Below are 1,794 nucleotides of genomic sequence, written 5' to 3' on the forward strand. Positions count from 1 at the left end.
CCTGCCTCGGCGCGGCGCCGACCCGGGACACGCGCCTGGCCCACCAGCGCGCTCGCCTCGTGCACCTGCCGCGCCGAGCTACCCGTCCTGGCGGGTGGTCCTACATGCCTGTGATCCAGGTGACGGCGAAACTCGTCGCGCAGTTCGCAGCGCGGATCGCTGGGCTCGGCGGATCGCAGTAGTGCCCCATAGAGTGGTGTAACTCGGTGGCCGAGATCGTCTGCGATTCCGTGTTGTGCACGGGTGTAGAGCGGCCACCGTGTGATCCTTCGAGTCAACCTTCTACCGAATCCTCGAACGGAGTCATCACGATGACCGCACCTCATATTGTCGACCCTGCAGGCCTGCTTGGCCAAGCCCTCGCCGACGCGTCGCCGGATCTGATGCGCGAGCTACTGCAGACCATGATCAACGCATTGCTCTCCGCCGATGCCGACGCCGTGTGCGGCGCCGAGTGGAACGCCCGCTCGGAACAGCGCACCAACCACCGCAACGGCTACCGCCACCGGCCCCTGGATACCCGGGTCGGCACCGTCGACGTCGCCGTCCCGAAGCTGCGCTCGGGCAGCTACTTCCCCGAGTGGCTGCTCGAGCGCCGCAAGCGAGCCGAGTCCGCGCTGATCACCGTCGTAGCCGACTGCTATCTGGCCGGGGTGTCTACCCGCCGGATGGACAAGCTGGTCAAGACCCTGGGTATCGACTCGCTGTCCAAGTCGCAGGTCTCACGCATGGCCCAGGACCTGGACGAGCAGGTCGCCGCGTTCCGGCACCGCCGCCTGGACGAGGCCGGGCCGTTCACCTTCGTCACCGCCGATGCGTTGACGATCAAGGTCCGCGAGAACAAGCAGGTCGTCAAGGCTTCCGTGCTGCTGGCCACCGGCGTCAACGGCGACGGCCACCGCGAGGTGCTGGGCATACAGGTCGCCACCAGTGAGACCACGGCCTCGTGGAACACCTTCTTCGCCGACCTGGTTGCCCGCGGCCTGGGCGGGGTGCGGCTGGTGACCTCCGATGCCCACGCCGGGCTCATCGAGGCGATCGCGGCGAACCTGCCCGGCGCCGCGTGGCAACGCTGCCGCACCCACTACTCGGCGAACCTCATGGCCGTGTGCCCCAAGTCCATGTGGCCGGCCGTGAAGGCGATGCTGCACAGCGTCTACGACCAGCCCACCGCGGAGGCGGTCAACGCGCAATTCGACCGGCTGCTGGAGTACGCCGAGCACCGGCTGCCCGAGGTCGCCGACCACCTCGGCGACGCCCGCGAAGACCTGCTCGCCTTCACCGCATTTCCCGACGACGTGTGGCGACAGATCTGGTCCAACAACCCCACCGAGCGGCTCAACCGCGAGATCCGCCGCCGCACCGACGTCGTGGGCATCTTCCCCAACCGGGATGCCATCGTCCGCCTCATCGGCGCCGTCCTGGCCGAGCAGACCGACGAATGGGCCGAAGGCCGCCGATACCTCGGCCTAGAAGTGCTCAGCCGCTGCCGGCTCACCCTGACCACCAACACCGACACCAGCCAGGCGACGGAGGTGAGCACCGATGAACTGATGCAACTACCCGCCTGACCACCAACGAAGGATCAAAAACGAGTTACACCACTACCAGGGGCTTGACCCTTCAGCCGTGCAGCAGGCACGAATCCCGCGACGGCATACAGGTCAGGCAGGACCGTGTCGGAGCAGTCGAGCGGCGGCCACCGAGCGCAATGGCTTGGCAGGGCATCGACTGCACGGCCGACGGGTGACCGCAATCCCCTTCGAGCGATCGAGGAAACAAGTTCGTCGCCGA

Annotated in this window: 2 protein-coding genes; both read left to right on the forward strand. The window is 67.3% G+C overall.

The annotated features are described in order from the left end of the window. On the forward strand, window positions 1-182 hold a 182-nt coding region (locus A8G15_RS31475), incomplete at its 5' end, for a hypothetical protein (RefSeq protein WP_211270195.1). A gap of 129 nt (window positions 183-311) precedes the next feature. Then, a complete protein-coding gene (locus A8G15_RS18315) occupies window positions 312-1,571 on the forward strand; it encodes an IS256 family transposase (protein WP_068162682.1) in 1,260 nt (419 codons plus the stop codon). Window positions 1,572-1,794 lie beyond the last annotated feature (223 nt).

This window comes from Rhodococcus phenolicus (genome assembly GCF_001646785.1).
Lineage (GTDB): Bacteria > Actinomycetota > Actinomycetes > Mycobacteriales > Mycobacteriaceae > Rhodococcus > Rhodococcus phenolicus.